General features: G+C 66.4%; 2 protein-coding genes. One reads left to right on the forward strand and one right to left on the reverse strand.

The window, feature by feature from the left end; genetic code table 11:
• Positions 1–440: 440 nt before the first annotated feature.
• On the forward strand, positions 441–1,628 hold the full coding sequence (gene nhaA / locus ACWNCF_RS02020; RefSeq protein ID WP_449405830.1) for a Na+/H+ antiporter NhaA: 1,188 nt from the start codon (positions 441–443) through the stop codon (positions 1,626–1,628).
• Positions 1,629–1,649: 21 nt separating this feature from the next.
• On the opposite strand, the gene ACWNCF_RS02025 is transcribed toward nhaA, so the two are convergent.
• Positions 1,650–2,291 (reverse strand): DUF4982 domain-containing protein, encoded by a 642-nt coding sequence (locus ACWNCF_RS02025; protein WP_449405831.1) that lies wholly within the window; start codon positions 2,289–2,291, stop codon positions 1,650–1,652.
• Positions 2,292–2,345: the final 54 nt, after the last annotated feature.

Below are 2,345 nucleotides of genomic sequence, written 5' to 3' on the forward strand. Positions count from 1 at the left end.
ACGTATTGCTGAAGGTTAAAACGGAGGAGTTAGTTGGATGATCCAGCACCTAGTCGGGTGCGGCATGGCGCGATTACGCCGGCACCAGCGACTGCCAGGGGAGATGGACGCGAAGGGCGTATGCCCCCGCACCCGGACGGGAATGCGTGCTTCCCGATTAGAAGCTTGGATTATAGCAAGTTAACAGCATTTGCACAAATGCATATAACATTCGCCGCCGCAAACGTGTGGACGCGGCAGCCGCCTTTCCGCAAGCCGGGCGATGCGGTACAATGTTGCAAGGGTGATCATACCGCTCGGGTATGACAGGATTTGCGCTGGTCGGGCCGCCACGCGGCTCAAACACGACCGCATGTCCACCTTTCATACACTCATTGCCCCGCTTCCAGTCCAGCCACCCGCGTACCGTCCGCGCCCCGCATCTTTGCAGGGAGGCCGCCATGGCGATTGAACTGCCGTTGTCCGACACCTTCAAGGAATTCGCCGCGTCGGGCAAGGCCGGCGGCGCCGTGCTGATCTTCTGCACGCTCGCGTCGCTGGCGCTCGCCAATTCGCCGCTGGGTCACGCCTACCTCCACGTCTGGCATCTGCCGCTCGCCGGCCTGAGCATCGAAAACTGGATCAACGACGCCCTGATGGCCGTGTTCTTCCTGCTGATCGGACTCGAACTGAAACGGGAACTACACAACGGCGAGCTGTCCGACCTGAAGAATGCGACGCTGCCGATCGTGGCGGCCGCGGGCGGCATCGTCGTACCGGCATGCATTCATTTCAGCATGAACCACGGCACGCCGGCGCAGGCGGGTCTCGGCATTCCGATGGCCACCGACATCGCCTTCGCACTCGGCGTGCTCGCCCTGCTGGGCAATCGGGTGCCGGCGTCGCTGAAGATCTTCCTCACCGCGCTCGCGGTGATGGACGACCTGGGCGCCATCGTCGTGATCGCGCTGTTCTACACGGCGCAACTGTCGATCGGTTATCTCGCCGCGGCGCTGGCCGTGTTCCTGCTGCTGGCGGGGCTGAACCGCATGGGTCGCGTGAGGTCCCTGCCCCTCTACCTCGCCGGCGGTGCGCTGATGTGGTTCTTCATGTTGAAGTCGGGCGTGCACGCGACGATCGCCGGGGTGCTGCTGGCGTTCGCGCTGCCCGATGCGGCGACTGGTGACAGCCCCTCCCTGTCGGATCGCCTCGAACATCTGCTGCACAAGCCGGTCGCTTTCGCGATCCTGCCGATTTTCGCGCTCGCCAATACCGGCGTCGTCATCGGCCCCGGCTGGGCGCAGGCGCTGGCGTCGTCCAACAGCCTCGGCATCCTCCTCGGCCTGGCCGCCGGCAAGCCGCTCGGCATCGTGGCCGCCACCGCCGCGGCGGTCGCGACGGGCTTGTGCCGCCTGCCGTCCGACCTGGCCTGGCGCCACGTGCTGGGGGCCGGGCTGCTGGGCGGTATCGGCTTCACGATGTCGATCTTCATTACCAACCTCGCGTTCGGCGACCAGGCCGGCGTCGTCACCGCGTCGAAGCTGGCCATTCTGGTGGCGTCGCTGGCGTCCGGCCTGGCGGGATTCGCCTGGCTGACCTGGCGCGGCGCGCCGCTGGCCGCCGGCGCGGAGCGCGACGCCCGCGCATGACCGGCGGCGTCGGCGCCGGGCTCACGGCGCGGCCGGCTCCAGGCGCCAATCGACACCGTCGGTCAGGCCGCCCGCCACTGCTTCGACACGGTTGGCGCCCGGCGCCAGATGCACCTGCCAGCGCGCGATACGCCCTTCGACGGCCTGTTCGCCCAGATCGACGCCGTTCACGCGCAGGCGCACGCTCCGCTGGTTGCTGTACACCTTGACCTCGGCATCGGCCGCGGTGCGCCGCACCGCCCGGCGCGACGTGATGTATACCATCGGCTTCTTCGACCAGTTGGCCTGGTACCAGTAATACGCATCCTTCCTGACCTGGCGGTCCATGCTGACCAGGCCCTTGTCGTTGATGCCGGTTGCCTCGCCCTCGTTGCGGCCGCTGGACGCGAAATCGAAACCCGTCCACACGAAGCTCGCCCACAGCCACGGCGCCGCCTCGATCTGGCGCCACGCCGCTTCGTGGTACAGGGCCTGGTACTGCTCCGGATGCCAGCGGCTGTTCGCGACCGGCCGGCGCGGCGGGTCTTCCTGCCGCCGGCTGCTGCCACCCGCACCGTATTCGCTCAGCGCCTCGGGCGTGTGCGGGCGCAGCGCATGATTGGACGCGAGGAACGGCGCAAGGTCGGCGAATTCCTTGTCGTAAATAGGTGCTGGATCATCCAACTAACTCCTCCGTTTTAACCTTAGCAATACGTAACTGAACGAAGTAAAGACGCA

Source organism: Massilia phosphatilytica (assembly GCF_977014125.1).